Origin of the sequence: Citrobacter sp. MNAZ 1397 (genome assembly GCF_023613995.1) — a bacterium.
GTDB lineage: Bacteria > Pseudomonadota > Gammaproteobacteria > Enterobacterales > Enterobacteriaceae > Phytobacter > Phytobacter ursingii.
The window spans coordinates 3,074,842-3,088,889 of sequence record NZ_JAKIVH010000001.1 but is presented as its reverse complement, the minus strand read 5'-3'; the positions used below and the strand labels follow the sequence as shown (position 1 = coordinate 3,088,889).

The 14,048-nt window shown below is 53.6% G+C and carries 12 protein-coding genes, 1 tRNA gene and 2 pseudogenes; 14 read left to right on the top strand and 1 reads right to left on the bottom strand.

All coding sequences use genetic code 11. The features are described 5' to 3' along the window. The first annotated feature begins 71 nt into the window (after positions 1–71). Genes L2097_RS14495 through L2097_RS14475 form a run of 5 tightly spaced genes read left to right on the top strand, consistent with a single transcriptional unit; the run spans position 72 to position 4,346 of the window. A complete protein-coding gene (locus tag L2097_RS14495) occupies positions 72–896 on the top strand; it encodes an ABC transporter substrate-binding protein (RefSeq protein WP_047371699.1) in 825 nt (274 codons plus the stop codon). Positions 897–950: 54 nt separating this feature from the next. Next, on the top strand, positions 951–1,688 hold the full coding sequence (locus L2097_RS14490; protein ID WP_047371698.1) for an amino acid ABC transporter permease: 738 nt from the start codon (positions 951–953) through the stop codon (positions 1,686–1,688). Next, positions 1,685–2,329: an amino acid ABC transporter permease gene (locus L2097_RS14485; protein WP_047371697.1), complete on the top strand. Its 645-nt coding sequence runs from the start codon at positions 1,685–1,687 to the stop codon at positions 2,327–2,329. Before L2097_RS14490 ends, L2097_RS14485 begins: the two co-directional genes overlap by 4 nt. Further along, positions 2,326–3,063 carry an amino acid ABC transporter ATP-binding protein gene (locus L2097_RS14480; protein ID WP_047371696.1) on the top strand — a complete coding sequence of 246 codons (738 nt, stop codon included), beginning with the start codon at positions 2,326–2,328 and terminating at the stop codon, positions 3,061–3,063. Before L2097_RS14485 ends, L2097_RS14480 begins: the two co-directional genes overlap by 4 nt. Positions 3,064–3,074: 11 nt before the next feature. Continuing rightward, positions 3,075–4,346, top strand: a complete 1,272-nt coding sequence (locus tag L2097_RS14475) for an alanine racemase (protein WP_229222263.1) — start codon at positions 3,075–3,077, stop codon at positions 4,344–4,346. Between the two features lie 157 nt (positions 4,347–4,503). Here L2097_RS14475 and L2097_RS14470 read toward each other — a convergent pair whose 3' ends face one another. Then, entirely contained in the window at positions 4,504–5,583 is a 1,080-nt protein-coding gene (locus L2097_RS14470) for a porin (RefSeq protein WP_250353095.1), read from the bottom strand. 297 nt (positions 5,584–5,880) lie between these two features. Here L2097_RS14470 and proB point away from each other — a divergent pair, with 297 nt between their 5' ends. The 9 genes and pseudogenes from proB to L2097_RS14420 all read left to right on the top strand — a co-directional run. Continuing rightward, a complete protein-coding gene (gene proB / locus L2097_RS14465; protein ID WP_047371693.1) occupies positions 5,881–6,984 on the top strand; it encodes a glutamate 5-kinase in 1,104 nt (367 codons plus the stop codon). An 11-nt stretch (positions 6,985–6,995) separates the two neighbouring features. After that, positions 6,996–8,249 carry a glutamate-5-semialdehyde dehydrogenase gene (gene proA, locus L2097_RS14460; RefSeq protein WP_250353094.1) on the top strand — a complete coding sequence of 418 codons (1,254 nt, stop codon included), beginning with the start codon at positions 6,996–6,998 and terminating at the stop codon, positions 8,247–8,249. A 116-nt stretch (positions 8,250–8,365) separates the two neighbouring features. Then, positions 8,366–8,441, top strand: a tRNA-Thr gene (locus L2097_RS14455). A 164-nt stretch (positions 8,442–8,605) separates the two neighbouring features. Beyond that, positions 8,606–8,734, top strand: a pseudogene (locus tag L2097_RS14450) (Arm DNA-binding domain-containing protein); the annotation flags it as partial. Positions 8,735–9,493: 759 nt separating this feature from the next. Beyond that, entirely contained in the window at positions 9,494–11,167 is a 1,674-nt protein-coding gene (locus tag L2097_RS14440) for a ShlB/FhaC/HecB family hemolysin secretion/activation protein (RefSeq protein WP_250353093.1), read from the top strand. 11 nt (positions 11,168–11,178) lie between these two features. Beyond that, positions 11,179–12,687 (top strand): two-partner secretion domain-containing protein, encoded by a 1,509-nt coding sequence (locus tag L2097_RS14435; protein WP_284453934.1) that lies wholly within the window; start codon positions 11,179–11,181, stop codon positions 12,685–12,687. A 47-nt stretch (positions 12,688–12,734) separates the two neighbouring features. Next, positions 12,735–13,439 carry a cysteine peptidase family C39 domain-containing protein gene (locus L2097_RS14430; protein WP_250353092.1) on the top strand — a complete coding sequence of 235 codons (705 nt, stop codon included), beginning with the start codon at positions 12,735–12,737 and terminating at the stop codon, positions 13,437–13,439. Then, the gene (locus L2097_RS14425) at positions 13,414–13,701 is read left to right on the top strand and encodes a hypothetical protein (RefSeq protein WP_142516491.1); all 288 of its coding nucleotides are present in this window, start codon (positions 13,414–13,416) and stop codon (positions 13,699–13,701) included. The genes L2097_RS14430 and L2097_RS14425 overlap by 26 nt, the downstream gene beginning before the upstream one ends. A 64-nt stretch (positions 13,702–13,765) precedes the next feature. Beyond that, positions 13,766–13,981: pseudogene (locus L2097_RS14420) on the top strand (transposase); the annotation flags it as partial. Between the last annotated feature and the right edge of the window lie 67 nt (positions 13,982–14,048).

The window sequence follows — 14,048 nt, the reverse complement described above, 5'->3', positions numbered from 1 at the left end:
GCCCACACCAGGGCTGTCCGTTAATAACTGATGCTTTTTATGTCGTCTCCATTTAATAAGCGAGTAAAACAATGAATGCAACTTCGTTAAAAATCATCGCCGGAGCGCTGGCCCTGCTGGCCGTTGCCGGTTGTACCCCCACGGAAGAGAAGCAAGTGGCGGGTGCGGCCCCGCAATCGACGCTGCAAACCGTATTGCAACGCGGCACGTTACGCGTGGGGGATTGCCTGAGTTTCGCGCCCTTCGGTTTTTACGATAAAGACGGCAAACCCGATGGTTATGATGTCGATTTGGCGAAAGCGCTGGCGAAAGAGATGGGCGTGAAACTGGAAATGGTCAATACCACCAGTGCCAACCGCATCCCTAACCTGCAAACCAACAAAGTGGATGTGGTGTTCTGTAACTTCACACGCAATCTGGAACGCGCCAAAGAGATCGGTTTCACCCAGCCCTATGTCGTGGCGAGCGAAGCGATGTTGGTTCGTAAAGAGAGTGGCATCAAATCAGCCCATGACATGGCCGGTAAGACCATCGCCACGGTGAAAGGGTCCACCAACGGGGACGAAGTGCGCAGCATGGGCATTGAGGTCAAAATCCAGGAATACGACTCCTCACAGGCGGCCATTCTGGCGGTAAAACAGGGGCAGGCTGATGCAATGATTGAGGATAACAACTTCCTCGCCTATCAGGCCAAACTTGATCCGACCCTGACTGTCACTAACGAAGCGCTGGTGCCGCTGGAGTACAACGCCTTTGGCGTGAAGCAGGGTGACCAGGTGTGGCTGAACTACCTCAATGAATTCCTGTTTGAGATCAATGCCTCCGGTGAGAACGCCACGCTGTATCAAAAATGGTTTGGTGATAAGCCGCGTTACCCACTGAATCCGCAATTCTGATTGCTTGCGGTGTAGCACGCTTTGAGCTGCTACACCGCAGGAAGGAGTCCATGCATGAGTTATCAATGGCTAACCCTGTGGAGCTACGGCGAGACCTTCCTGGCCGCTGCCTGGCTGACGCTACAGGTCACACTTCTCGCTTTTATGCTGGCTGTCGCACTCGGGTTGCTGGCAGCGCTGGCGAAAGCCTCTGCGGTGGCGCCGCTACGCTGGCTGAGCCACTGCTATGTTGAATTCATCCGCAACACGCCGGTGTTGCTGCAAATTTTCATTATCTTTTTCGGCCTGCCTTCCCTCGGCATCACCATGAGCGCCTTTACCGCAGGGGTGCTGGCGTTGGGCATTAACGTCGGCGCTTATCTGTCGGAGACCTTTCGCGCAGGCATACAGTCGGTGCCTAAAGGGCAACGGGAGGCGGCATGGATTTTAGGCATTTCACGCCGCCAGGTTTTTCTGAGTGTGGTGTTGCCCCAGGCTGCGCGAGCCGTATGGCCCGCCATTATTAACAACCTGATTCAGTTGTTGTTAGGCACGTCGCTATTGTCGGCGATTGCGCTGCCGGAACTGACCGGCACCGCCACTGTGATAAACGCCCGCACGCTGCTTTATATCCAGACTTTCAGCGTGGTGGCGCTGGTCTATCTGCTACTGAGTAATCTCTTTTCCTGGCTCGGGAACCTGTTGGGAAGCCGCTTGTTTCATCCGCAACTGGTCACTCCGGTAAAAAAGTCCGCCCGGTGGTGGGCAAAAAAATGGCTGACTAACCCACTGAACCGGGAGAATGCGCTATGAGCAATATGATCGCCAGTTCATTGCCGTTGCTGCTGGAGGGGCTATGGATCACACTGCTGCTTTCGGCCGCTGCCATCATTGGCAGCACGCTGCTCGGCCTGCTCGCTGCCGTGTTGCGTACCAGTCGTGTGTCGGTTGCCAGCCACATAGCCGTGCTTTACACCGAGCTGTTTCGCGGCACGCCGGTGTTAATCACACTGATGTTTATCTACTTTGGTGTGGCCTACTTTGGCTATGAAATCAATCTGTTTGCCGCCGGTATTCTCGGCCTGAGTATTTACCAGGGCGCCTATATCGCCGAAGTATTTCGCGCCGGGATCGAGGCCGTGCCTAAAGGACAATGGGAAGTGTCGTGGATCCTCGGGCTATCAAAACGCCAGACCTTTCTTAGCGTGATCCTGCCTCAGACGCGCGGCATCGTACTGCCGCCGCTGGTAGGGCAGTATCTTTCCCTGATTAAAGATACCTCTATCGTCAGCATGATTGGTATGTCGGAACTGATGCACCAGGGCCAGGCGATCGTTGATCGTATCGGCCAGCCGGTAGTGATTTATGCGCTGGTGGCCGTGCTGTACTTCATTGTTTGCTTTCCGCTTTCCCGTTGGGTTCAACATCATCAAACCAGGAGCCAGTTCTCATGAGCAAATCTGCCATTACGCTGAGCCGTATCACCAAATCTTTTGGCAGCACCCAGGTGCTGAAAGAGATCAGCCTTGATGTTTCGCCCGGCGAAGTGCTGGTGCTGATTGGCGCATCAGGCTCCGGCAAAAGCACCGTGTTACGCATCATGAGCGGGCTGGAAACGGCCGATGGAGGCGAAATCTGGGTTAACAATGTGCCATTGCACGACCATAAACGCAGCCGTGAAATTTGTGGTCATGTCGGGATGGTGTTCCAGCAGTTCAACCTGTTCCCCCACAAAACCGCCCTCGGCAACGTGACGCTGGCGCTGATAAAAGCGCAGAAACTGTCTGAGGCCGAAGCCAATACACGCGGCATGGCAGCCTTGACACGCGTTGGGCTTGCCGAGCGCGCGCACTATTATCCGGCGCAACTTTCCGGCGGCCAGCAGCAGCGGGTGGCGATCGCCAGGGCGCTGGCTGTCGAACCAAAAATCATGTTTTTTGATGAAGCTACCTCCGCACTCGATCCCGAGCTGGTCGGCGAAGTGATGGAAGTGATGCGCAGTCTGGCGCGTGAAGGGATGACCATGGTAGTGGTCACGCATGAGATGGGTTTTGCGCGCAAAACCGCAGACCGCGTGGTGTTTATGGATCAGGGGGTGATTGCTGAACAAGGATCGCCTGAGCAGATTTTCGTTAATCCACAGAATCCGCGCACCCAGCAGTTTTTATCGCGTGTTCTTGAGCATTGATCGGAGGCGTTATGTCGATTCATTTTCCGTTGGTGGCCGAGGGGCTACTGGATGCGCTGCAACCTGCGCCACGCTTTAAATCTGTTGCAGGCCGTGGCGATGCGCCGTTACCTGTTGGTACCCCGGTTCTGGCCAGCGATAGCGTCTTTTCCCCACTGATGCTGATGAAGCAATCTGCGCTGGAGAATAATCTGCGTCAACTGGCCGATTTTTGTCGTGAACAGGGCGTGATGCTGGCGGCACACGGCAAGACATCAATGTCTCCGGCGATCCTGCGTCGTGCCATTACCGAAGGCGGCGCCTGGGGATTGAGTGCGGCCACGCCTGCACAGGTTCGCGCCTTGCGCCAGTTTGGTATTCGCAATGTCTTTCTCGCTAATGAGCTGGTCGACCCCGCTGGCATTCGCTGGATTGGTGAGTGGCAAAAGCAGCATCCTGACCATGGCTTCCTTTGCTACGTTGATTCGCTACAGGGGGTTCGTTTGCTGGAACAGCATCTCGGTGACAACGCCATTGCGGTGCTGCTGGAGATGTCGGTGAGTGGCGGGCGTACCGGCTGCCGTTCATCCTCGCAGGCTCTGGAGATAGCCGCCGCGATTGCGGCAAGTCCGGTCCTGCAACTGGTGGGCGTTGCGGGTTATGAAGGCGCACTGGGGGCGGAGCGTGATGCAGCCGGTATCGCCAGGGTGCGCGATTATTGCCAGATGTTGATCGCGACGGCTGCGCTGGTGGCTGAGAAAGGGCTATTCAGCAGCGACACCATTATTCTCAGCGCTGGCGGCGGCGCCTGGTTTGATGTAGTCAGCGCCTGTTTTACCGAGGCCCGGCTATCGCTACCGATCACGCCATTGATTCGCTCGGGAGCCTATATGGCACACGATAACGGGTTGTATGCCCGCATCGCCCCGTTTGCCCAGCCGAACGCCCGGCATCATTTTGAACCTGCGCTGGAGATCTGGGGGCGAGTATTATCGCGCCCTGAGCCGGGGCTGGCGTTTGTTGATTTCGGTCGCCGTGATGTGCCCTTTGATCAGGATCTGCCCAATCCATTGTGGGTGCGAAATGTGGAGGGGAGCGCCCCTCGTGTCGCTTCTGGTATGCGCATCAGTGAGGTGAACGATCAACATGCCTGGTTGTTGCTGCCAGAAGAGGATGCGTTAAAGCCCGGCGACTGGCTGGGCTGTGGTATTTCACATCCCTGTACCGCGTTTGATAAGTGGCGCTATTTGCCACTGGTAGATGACGATTATCGTGTCACCGATTCAGTGGAAACCGCATTCTGAGTAAAGCGTATGTCTGTCATGGCGTGATACCACGCTGTTTCAGAAGGTTTTACGACAGCACCGTTTCGTTTCCTGTACTAGCGGAAAAAAGAAAGCACCGACGAGATTATCGTTCGGTGCTTTATGTTTCGCACTTATGTCAACGTGCGGTTCAGACTTAGAACTGGTAAGTCACGCCGACAGCAACGATGTCGTCGGTAACGTAGCTGGAACCTACGTAAGTCGCGAAATCACCTTTGTCCAGCTGGTTGATTTTGTAATCGACCATTGCAGAGAAGTTTTTGTTGAAGTAGTAGGTTGCGCCTACGTCAACATATTTAACCAGGTCCTGATCGCCCCAACCGTTTTCCAGGTCTTTACCTTTGGTCTGTACGTAACCAATAGACGGACGCAGACCGAAGTCGAACTGGTACTGAGCAACGGCTTCGAAGTTTTCAGATTTGTTGGCAAAACCACGACTGCCGATTGGCGTCATGTTCTGCGCGATGCTGTACATAGCCGCCAGGTAGATGTTGTTAGCGTCGTATTTCACGCCAGAGATCCACGCTTCCGCGTTAGCGCCTTTACCCAGAGCCTGAGAGTTCTGCAGATCGGTACGGTCTGATTTTGCATACGCAGCAATCAGAGTAACCGGGCTGCCGCCAAAGTTGTAAGACAGAGAGGTACCGAAGCCGTCGCCATTCTGTTTAGAAGCAGTACGGCCAGCTTCGTTTTTACCCTGGTATTGCAGGCCCAGGTTCAGACCGTTCACCGCACCGAAGAAATCGGTGTTACGGTAGGTAGCCACGCCAGTGGTACGTTTGGTCATGAAGTTATCGGTACGGGTCAGAGAGTCACCGCCGAATTCCGGGAACATATCGGTTACAGACGCTGCATCGTACAGGATGCCCAGGTTACGACCGTAGTCGATAGAACCGTAGGTTTTTGCCTTCAGGCCAGCGAACGCCAGACGGGTTTTCTGAGTAGAGCTGCCTTCGTCGGTGTTGCCAGCGAATTCAGATTCCCAACGACCGAAACCAGTCAGTTGATCGTTAATCTGCGTTTCGCCTTTGAAGCCCAGACGCACGTAAGTTTTGTCGCCATCCTGAGTGGTATCATCGCTGAAGTAGTGCATGGCTTTGATTTTGCCGTACAGATCCAGTTTGTTACCATTTTGGTTGTAGATTTCCGCAGCGTTGGAAGAAGCAGAAACAACACCAAGGCCGATCATCATTAATGCCAAAGTAGTTTTTTTCATTATGTTTCCTGATTAATTGTAATTAACGCGCTTTAGATCGCTGAACGTCGCCGCTCAAGTGAAAATTTCACGTAGGGTTTTAACGTCTGCGAATTAAAGTTTTATGACAATTCTTATTTATTTTTTTACAAAGTAGGTTTTACAGGTTGCGTCATAAAAACGTCAAGTTTTGTAAGTAGGTTTTCTGATTGCCTTCAAGGATTTTCTTAAGTTGTTAAAACTCACAGTTGGAAGTTGGCTCTGATCCTGTTACAAAGACTGTTTAATTTTTTTCTTCTACGTTGAACGGCAGAAATCATGAGCGACAGCCAGACGCTGGTAGTGAAACTCGGCACCAGTGTTTTAACAGGCGGATCCCGCCGCCTGAACCGCGCCCACATTGTTGAACTTGTGCGCCAGTGCGCACAACTGCATGCAGCAGGGCATCGTATTGTTATTGTGACTTCTGGCGCAATTGCCGCCGGGCGCGAGCATCTGGGTTACCCGGAGTTGCCCGCCACTATCGCATCGAAACAGCTTCTTGCCGCTGTCGGGCAAAGCCGCCTGATTCAACTGTGGGAACAGCTGTTCTCGATTTACGGCATCCACGTTGGGCAAATGCTACTAACGCGCGCTGATATGGAAGACCGCGAGCGTTTCCTCAATGCGCGTGACACCCTGCGAGCGCTCCTCGACAACAACATTGTGCCGGTCATTAATGAGAATGACGCCGTTGCGACGGCGGAAATCAAAGTCGGCGACAATGATAATTTATCGGCGCTGGCCGCTATTCTGGCGGGCGCAGACAAACTCCTTCTGCTTACCGATCAGCAAGGTCTTTTCACCGCTGACCCGCGTAACAACCCGGACGCTGAATTGATCAAAGATGTCTACGGCATTGATGACGCGTTGCGCGCGATTGCGGGTGACAGCGTATCTGGCCTGGGTACCGGCGGGATGGGAACCAAATTACAGGCGGCGGATGTCGCCTGCCGAGCAGGTATCGATACCATCATTGCCGCAGGCAGCAGGCCGGGTGTGATCGGCGATGTGATGGAAGGGGTTCAGGTCGGGACGCTTTTCCATGCGCAGGCCTCACCGCTGGAAAATCGCAAACGCTGGATTTTTGGCGCCCCTCCGGCAGGTGAAATCACCGTTGATGAAGGCGCGACAGCCGCTATCCTGGAACGCGGCAGTTCCTTACTGCCAAAAGGGATTAAAAGCGTGACAGGCAACTTTTCCCGTGGTGAAGTGATCCGCATCCGCAACCTTGAAGGTCGCGATATTGCACATGGCGTTACCCGCTATAACAGTGACGCGCTGCGTCGCGTTGCAGGTCATCATTCGCAGCAAATTGATTCCATTCTCGGCTATGAATATGGCCCGGTCGCCGTGCATCGCGACGATATGATCATCCGTTAAGGAGCAGATGTATGCTGGAACAGATGGGCATCGCTGCTAAAGCAGCGTCGTACAAGCTGGCATTGCTCTCCAGCCGTGAAAAAAATCGCGTGCTGGAAAAAATCGCCGATTACCTGGAAGCACAGTCTGACGAGATTATTCTCGCCAACGAACAGGACGTTCTGGAAGCTCGCCGTAATGGCCTGAGCGAAGCGCTGCTTGATCGCCTTGCGTTGACGACAGCGCGTTTGAAAGCGATTGCGGACGATGTTCGTCAGGTATGTAAACTGGCTGACCCGGTAGGGCAGGTGATCGACGGTGGTCTGCTGGACAGCGGCCTGCGCATTGAGCGTCGCCGCGTGCCGCTCGGCGTAATTGGCGTGATTTATGAAGCACGTCCGAATGTCACCGTGGATGTGGCATCCCTGTGCCTGAAAACCGGTAACGCGGCGATTCTGCGTGGCGGTAAAGAGACCTGGCGCACCAATGCGGCAACGGTAAAAGTAATTCAGCAGGCGCTGGAAGAGTGCGGTTTACCCGCCGGCGCGGTACAGGCGATTGAAAGCCCGGACCGCGCGCTGGTCAATGAAATGCTTAAGATGGATAAATACATCGACATGCTGATCCCGCGCGGCGGCGCTGGCCTGCACAAGCTGTGCCGCGAACAGTCCACCATCCCGGTGATCACTGGCGGTATCGGGGTTTGCCACATTTTCGTTGATGATTCTGCCGAGTTTGCGCCTGCGCTGAAAATTATCGTGAATGCGAAAACCCAGCGTCCAAGCACCTGTAATACCGTCGAAACGCTGCTGGTTCATCAGGACATTGCGGGCACGTTCCTGCCAGCGTTGAGCAAACAGATGGCGGAAAGCGGCGTCACCTTGCACGCGGATGCGCAATCGCTGGCGGTGCTGCAATCGGGTCCGGCAGCGGTTGTGCCGGTTAAAGCGGAAGAGTATGACAATGAGTTTTTGTCGCTGGATCTGAACGTGAAAATCGTTGCTGACCTGGACGATGCTATCGCCCATATCCGCGAGCATGGCACGCAGCACTCTGATGCTATCCTGACGCGTACGCTCAGCAATGCGAACCGTTTTGTTAACGAGGTAGATTCTTCTGCTGTGTATGTGAATGCCTCCACGCGTTTCACCGACGGCGGTCAGTTTGGCCTGGGCGCGGAAGTGGCGGTGAGCACGCAAAAACTGCATGCGCGGGGACCGATGGGCCTTGAAGCCCTGACGACCTACAAGTGGATTGGTTTCGGCGACGATACGATTCGTGCGTAAATAACAATGGGGTGATGCAAAAGTAGCCGTTTGATTCCAAAGGGCATTGACGCATCACCTCGTTAGATCTAACCTTTTGCACCGTGGTTCACCGACGTGAATCCCGTCCTTTCAGGGCCGATATAGCTCAGTTGGTAGAGCAGCGCATTCGTAATGCGAAGGTCGTAGGTTCGACTCCTATTATCGGCACCACCCCAACTTCCTCAAACGTCCGTAACCATCCATAACCTCTCTGATTTATAACGTTTTTACTGCGTCTTTAATCCGTGTTAGTCCATAACCATCCAGTAGAATCCGGTACTGAATGTGTATAGGATTGTGTATATGTTCTTGTTCGGTCTTGGATTCCTATACACATGCCTTTAAACGATATGCAGATTCGCCGCGCTAAGCCTGAAACTAAAGCCTATACAATGGGAGATGGCTTGGGGCTGTCATTGCTTATTGAACCAAATGGAAGTAAGAGCTGGCGGTTCCGCTATCGCACCATAAAAATCAAAAATTTATAAGTTTTTCTTTCCATCAAATCTCACTAACTCCTTTCATGCGTACTTACTGGCGTACTTGTTTGGCGTGATATGATATTGCGAGCACAATGTATCCGCTCTAAACCTGAATCAAACCTTGTTAACGTTCATCGCATCTCTGGTAGTCGGTGAATCTCAATCGCTAACAATGCCTTAAGTGTTGCTGGTAACCATATAGTGTCTGACTCTTTGGACAGATTGCCGTACCGGTGAGGTCTTTAACATTGAGTTGAAGGCTGTTGATCTCGAAAAGGGAAATACACACCTGTTAGAGACTAAAACAGGTATGGAATGTTACGTTCAGCTATGGACGCAGGTGAAATAATCAGTATGTCGGAAGGTCACTAAAAGTGAATGGACCGTTTTGCCGGCATACTTACACTCTGGTTCAGGTGATCCTTCATAGTCTACCCGGCACCTGTTAAATCTTCGGTTCAAACCTGTCCGGAGGATATAACTAACAGAGAAAAGAGGAGACTTTACAATAAATGCAAATTCAGTTTCACTCTTGGGTGTTTTTGAGAAAATAGCACGAATAGACAAGATTCAATCCATCGGGACAGTATAAGCACACTATAAATTCACACCCAAAACCAAACTTACAAATGTAATGGCTATTTTCCTGCTGTATTAATTGTTGTTATTTTTTCTCTTTAATAACATCCTTAAAAAGGAAAATTAAAACACACTCATTGATTAATTTGCTTTATGGCAGGGATGACACCACCGTTGAATTACATTCGTAGTTCGGCTCTTTTTTTATTACTCGCGTTTACGGCACAGGCGGCGCCATTATCTCCGGCAGACCGTGATGCTGTCCGTCAACAGCAGGAACAGCTGCTTCGTCAGAGCCAGCAGCAACGTGATGAACTGGAGCGCAGCACCACACTGCCGCGCTCAGGCCAGAGTACATCTGCCCCGCAGGCCGGTGGCCCCTGTTTTGATATTCACACCATCACCCTTTCCGGCGTGACGCTTATCAGCGAAAAAACGCAGCAGAAACTGGCTGCGCCGTGGCTGAACCAGTGCCTGAATATGGCGAAAATAACCGAGCTGGCCGCTTCGATTTCCGACTGGTATATCAGCCGGGGATATATTACCAGCCGCGCTTTCCTCACCGAACAGGATTTATCGCACGGCGAATTACGCATTGTCGTGCTGGAAGGGAAATTACGTCATATCCGCCTGGAGGGAGAATCGCCGCGCATGCTGAAAATGGTTTTCCCCGGTCTGGAAGGGAAAATCCTTAATCTGCGGGATATCGAACAGGGGATGGAACAAATAAATCGTCTGCGGCGCGAACCGGTGCAGATCGACATCGTTCCCGACAGTGAGCCGGGTTATTCCAGCGTCAATTTAACCGCCACGCCGGAATTTCCGTTAAGTGCTTCGGTTTCGCTGGATAACAGCGGGCAGAAAAGTACCGGTGACGATCAATTAAATGGTTCGCTGACCGCCAGTAATTTGCTGGGGCTGGCGGAACAGTGGCAGGTAAGCGGCGGGCGCAGCAGCGATTTCGCCACTGGCTATGACGCGCAAAATTTTCAGGCCGGGTTCAGCATACCGTACGGTTACGGCCTGCTCGACTACAGCTATGCATGGAGCAACTACCGCACCACCCTCATCAATCAGGGCTTTCCGTGGATCTCCACTGGCGACACCAAAACGCACCGCCTGAACGGTTCGTGGGTGGTGTTCCGCAACGGCAATATCAAAACCGCATTTACCGCTGGCGTCACACAGCGCTCCTCGCGCAACTGGCTTAACGACGCGCCGCTGGTCAGCAGCACGCGCAATCTCTCCAGCCTGCAACTGGGCATCAGCCATACGCAGAAAGTACTGGGCGGCGTGGCGACCTTCAACCCGACATTCAGCCACGGCATGCCGTGGTTTAACGCCGAAACAGACGAAGGCAAAAATGATGATGAACCCCGCGCGCAGTTCCGCAAAGGGAGCCTGAGCGCCAGCTTCCAGCGCCCGTTCAGCGCCGACATCGTCTGGCTCACCAGCCTGTATGCGCAGTGGTCGCCGGACAGGCTCTACGGCAGCGAACGCCTGACGCTCGGCGGTGAAAGCTCGGTGCGTGGTTTCAAAGAGCAGTACATCTCCGGCGACAACGGCGGTTACTGGCGCAACGAACTGAATTACACCCTCTTCACGCTGCCGGTGCTCGGGCAGATCAGCGCCACGGCGGCGGTGGATGGCGGCTGGCTGGAAAAAGACCGGCTCGATCGCTACGCCTTCGGCACGCTGTGGGGCGCGTCAGCAGGGCTTGGCAGCGCCGGACGCTGGTTCGCCAGCCAGATCTCCGTTGGCACGCCGCTGCATTACCCCGACTGGCTCGCCCCCGATCACGTCAGTGTTAACTGGCGCGTTGCTGTCACGTTTTAAGGATCAAGACGATGAAGACTGACAAACCGGTTCGTTTTTCTCAGCGTGCTATCAGCTGGTTGGTTATCAGCCTGCTGGTCTGGCAGCCGGTAGCCCCCGCGTTTGCCGCAGCCATCACGCCGACAGGCGGCGTCAGCATGGATAAAGCGGGCAACGGCGTGCCGGTGGTCAATATCGCCACGCCGAACGGGGCAGGCATCTCGCACAACCAGTTTCATGACTACAACGTCGGCAGTGAGGGACTGATCCTCAATAACGCCACCGCGCAACTGACGCAGACGCAGCTTGGCGGGCTTATCCAGAACAACCCGAATCTGCGCGCCGGGCAGGAAGCGAAGGGCATTATCAACGAAGTGACCGGCGGCAGCCGATCACAGTTGCAGGGTTATACCGAAGTGGCGGGCAAAGCGGCGAATGTGATGGTCGCCAACCCGTACGGCATCACCTGTAACGGCTGTGGGTTTATCAACACGCCGAACGCCACCCTGACGACCGGTAAACCGCAGTTTGACGCCAGTGGCAACCTTTCAGCGCTGGATGTTACGCAAGGTACGATCACCATTGAAGGCCAGGGCCTGGATGCCAGCGGCAGTGACGCGCTGTCTCTGATCTCGCGTGCGACCGAAGTGAATGCGGCGATCCACGCGAAAGATTTAACGGTGACCGTCGGGGCCAACCACGTGGATGCCAACGGCAATGCGACGGCGATTGCTACAGAAGGTGCCGCCCCTGTAGTGGCGGTTGATACCGGCGCGCTGGGCGGGATGTACGCCAACCGTATTCATCTGGTCTCCAGCGACAAAGGTGTTGGGGTCAACCTGGGTAAAACGGTGGCGCTGGAGAGCGTGGACGGCAGCATTAATAACCTGACGCTGGCCGATCAATTTGCGCTTAACACGAAGAGTAAATCGGGTTCGGTCAGCATCAGGGACACCACGCTCGGCAGCCTCGCCAGCATTACCGCGACGGATGGCCTGTCGCTGGTGGCGGACAAGGACATCACCTTTACCGGCGCGACGGCCTCAGCGGGGGGCGCTCTGTTGATGGACGCTGGCGGCAATATCGCCGTTAATGCCATCCAGAAAAATGAGGCTTACAGCCAGTCCGGCTTTTGGTGGCGTACCGACACCAGCCGCTCCACCGTTGGTTACCAGGGCAGCAGCATCACTGCGGGCGGCAATCTGGCGATGCAGGCGGCCAACGACCTGACGCTCAGCGCCAGCAATGTCAGCGCCGGGAAATCGGCAAAGTTGTCGGCAGGCAACGATCTGAACCTCGACGCGCAGCAGACCAGCAACGCCAGCCGCAGCGGCAAAAGTGAAAACCACAGCACCGGCGTCGATCGCACCACGGTCAGTGCCGGCGACAATCTGTTGTTGACGGCAGGCCGGGACATCAATTCGCAGGCCGCCGGGCTGGCAGCAGAGCAGCAGGTCGGCATGCAGGCAGGGCGCGATGTTATTCGATCAGTGACCAGACTGGAGATGTACTCTCACGCTACAATGTGGGGACGCGTATAGGCGGTCTTGCACAATTCACCGGAGGAGAGCTACAAGCAGTTGGTGGCGTGGCAGCGTGTACGGGCGGCATAACGTGTCTGGCCGGGAGTTATCTGGCAGCCTCCGGGCTGGATACGGCTAACGCCGGGTGGAATGCTTTCCTGTCTGGAGAAGACCAGAAAACGAGTGGTGCGTGGCTACTGGAAGGTTTAGGTGTACCTCCGGCTTACTCCGAGGGCATTTATGGTCTGACGCAGGTGGGTGCGGGGGTAGCTGGTCCTGCAAAAGCGCTATCTGGTGGCAACTCAACGGATGTTGTAAACCTCGCAGGGATGAAAGGTGGGGCTGGGGGAAACTGGAATGTTCTGGATGAAGTAATTGATCCAAATGTGGTTAAGCAAGTAACTCCGACAAGTTGCGGTGCAGCATGTGCTGAAATGATGTTGAAGGATAGAGGCATCTTATCTTCTCAAATTGAGTTAGGAACAGAATTAACTTCAATGACTTCGTTGGCCAATAAACTTAATAAAGCCGATAGTGGTTGGGTGGCTAATAATGTTTCTTCATCTAGCTTTGAGGCTTTAAATAACACTGGTTCCTGGAGTGCAATGATGTGGGACTCGGGTAATAAAGTTGGCCATTGGGTTGTCGTCAAAGGTACTGATGATGTAGGAAACGTAATAATCAACGATCCATTTAAAGGGACTCGTTATACGATGACCATTAATGAATTTAAGGATACGTGGAATGGACACAGTGTCTACAAACCATAATATTGATTTGCTATCAATGAATTATGAATCTCAAACAAGTACTGTTTATTATTGTTTGAGTGTGCAGGGTGAGGTTGGATATTTTTCTGCAAAAATATCTGATACTAAGGGTATAAGAGGGATTACATATACGGATGGCCTTGATGAGTTAATAATGTCCGTGATGCCTTTAAAGCCTAAAATATCTAGAATATTGGGTGAAATAACATGGGATTATATTGAAGGTCGGGAAGTCATCTTCCCGATCCAGTTGGTTCCATGAATGAATCGACACGGATTTAACAGACACCTCAGAGTCATTCAAGATGGCTAAAAGAGTGGCGCCCATGAGCGGTAAGCATTATCCCGAAGAGTTTAAAATTGAAGCAGTCAAACAGGTCGTTGATCGTGGTCATTTTGTTTCCGGTGTTGCAACACGTCTCGGTATTACCACCCACAGCCTTTATGCCTGAATAAAGGCATATGGCCCGGATTCTTCCACCAATAAAGTCCAGTCAGATGCTCAGGCTGAGATCCGACGGCTCCAGAAGGAGCTGAAGCAAGCGTAGCCCGGATAAGGTATTTACACCGCATCCGGGAAAGCCGCAATACCACCGGTGCGCACACCGC

Excerpts from the sequence above, each read along its gene's own strand:
- L2097_RS14495 (WP_047371699.1), top strand. The coding sequence starts at position 72 with ATGAATGCAACTTCGTTAAAAATCATCGCCGGAGCGCTGGCCCTGCTG.
- L2097_RS14490 (WP_047371698.1), top strand. The coding sequence starts at position 951 with ATGAGTTATCAATGGCTAACCCTGTGGAGCTACGGCGAGACCTTCCTG.
- L2097_RS14485 (WP_047371697.1), top strand. The coding sequence starts at position 1,685 with ATGAGCAATATGATCGCCAGTTCATTGCCGTTGCTGCTGGAGGGGCTA.
- L2097_RS14480 (WP_047371696.1), top strand. The coding sequence starts at position 2,326 with ATGAGCAAATCTGCCATTACGCTGAGCCGTATCACCAAATCTTTTGGC.
- L2097_RS14475 (WP_229222263.1), top strand. The coding sequence starts at position 3,075 with ATGTCGATTCATTTTCCGTTGGTGGCCGAGGGGCTACTGGATGCGCTG.
- L2097_RS14470 (WP_250353095.1), bottom strand. The coding sequence starts at position 5,583 with ATGAAAAAAACTACTTTGGCATTAATGATGATCGGCCTTGGTGTTGTT.
- proB (WP_047371693.1), top strand. The coding sequence starts at position 5,881 with ATGAGCGACAGCCAGACGCTGGTAGTGAAACTCGGCACCAGTGTTTTA.
- proA (WP_250353094.1), top strand. The coding sequence starts at position 6,996 with ATGCTGGAACAGATGGGCATCGCTGCTAAAGCAGCGTCGTACAAGCTG.
- L2097_RS14440 (WP_250353093.1), top strand. The coding sequence starts at position 9,494 with ATGACACCACCGTTGAATTACATTCGTAGTTCGGCTCTTTTTTTATTA.
- L2097_RS14435 (WP_284453934.1), top strand. The coding sequence starts at position 11,179 with ATGAAGACTGACAAACCGGTTCGTTTTTCTCAGCGTGCTATCAGCTGG.
- L2097_RS14425 (WP_142516491.1), top strand. The coding sequence starts at position 13,414 with ATGGACACAGTGTCTACAAACCATAATATTGATTTGCTATCAATGAAT.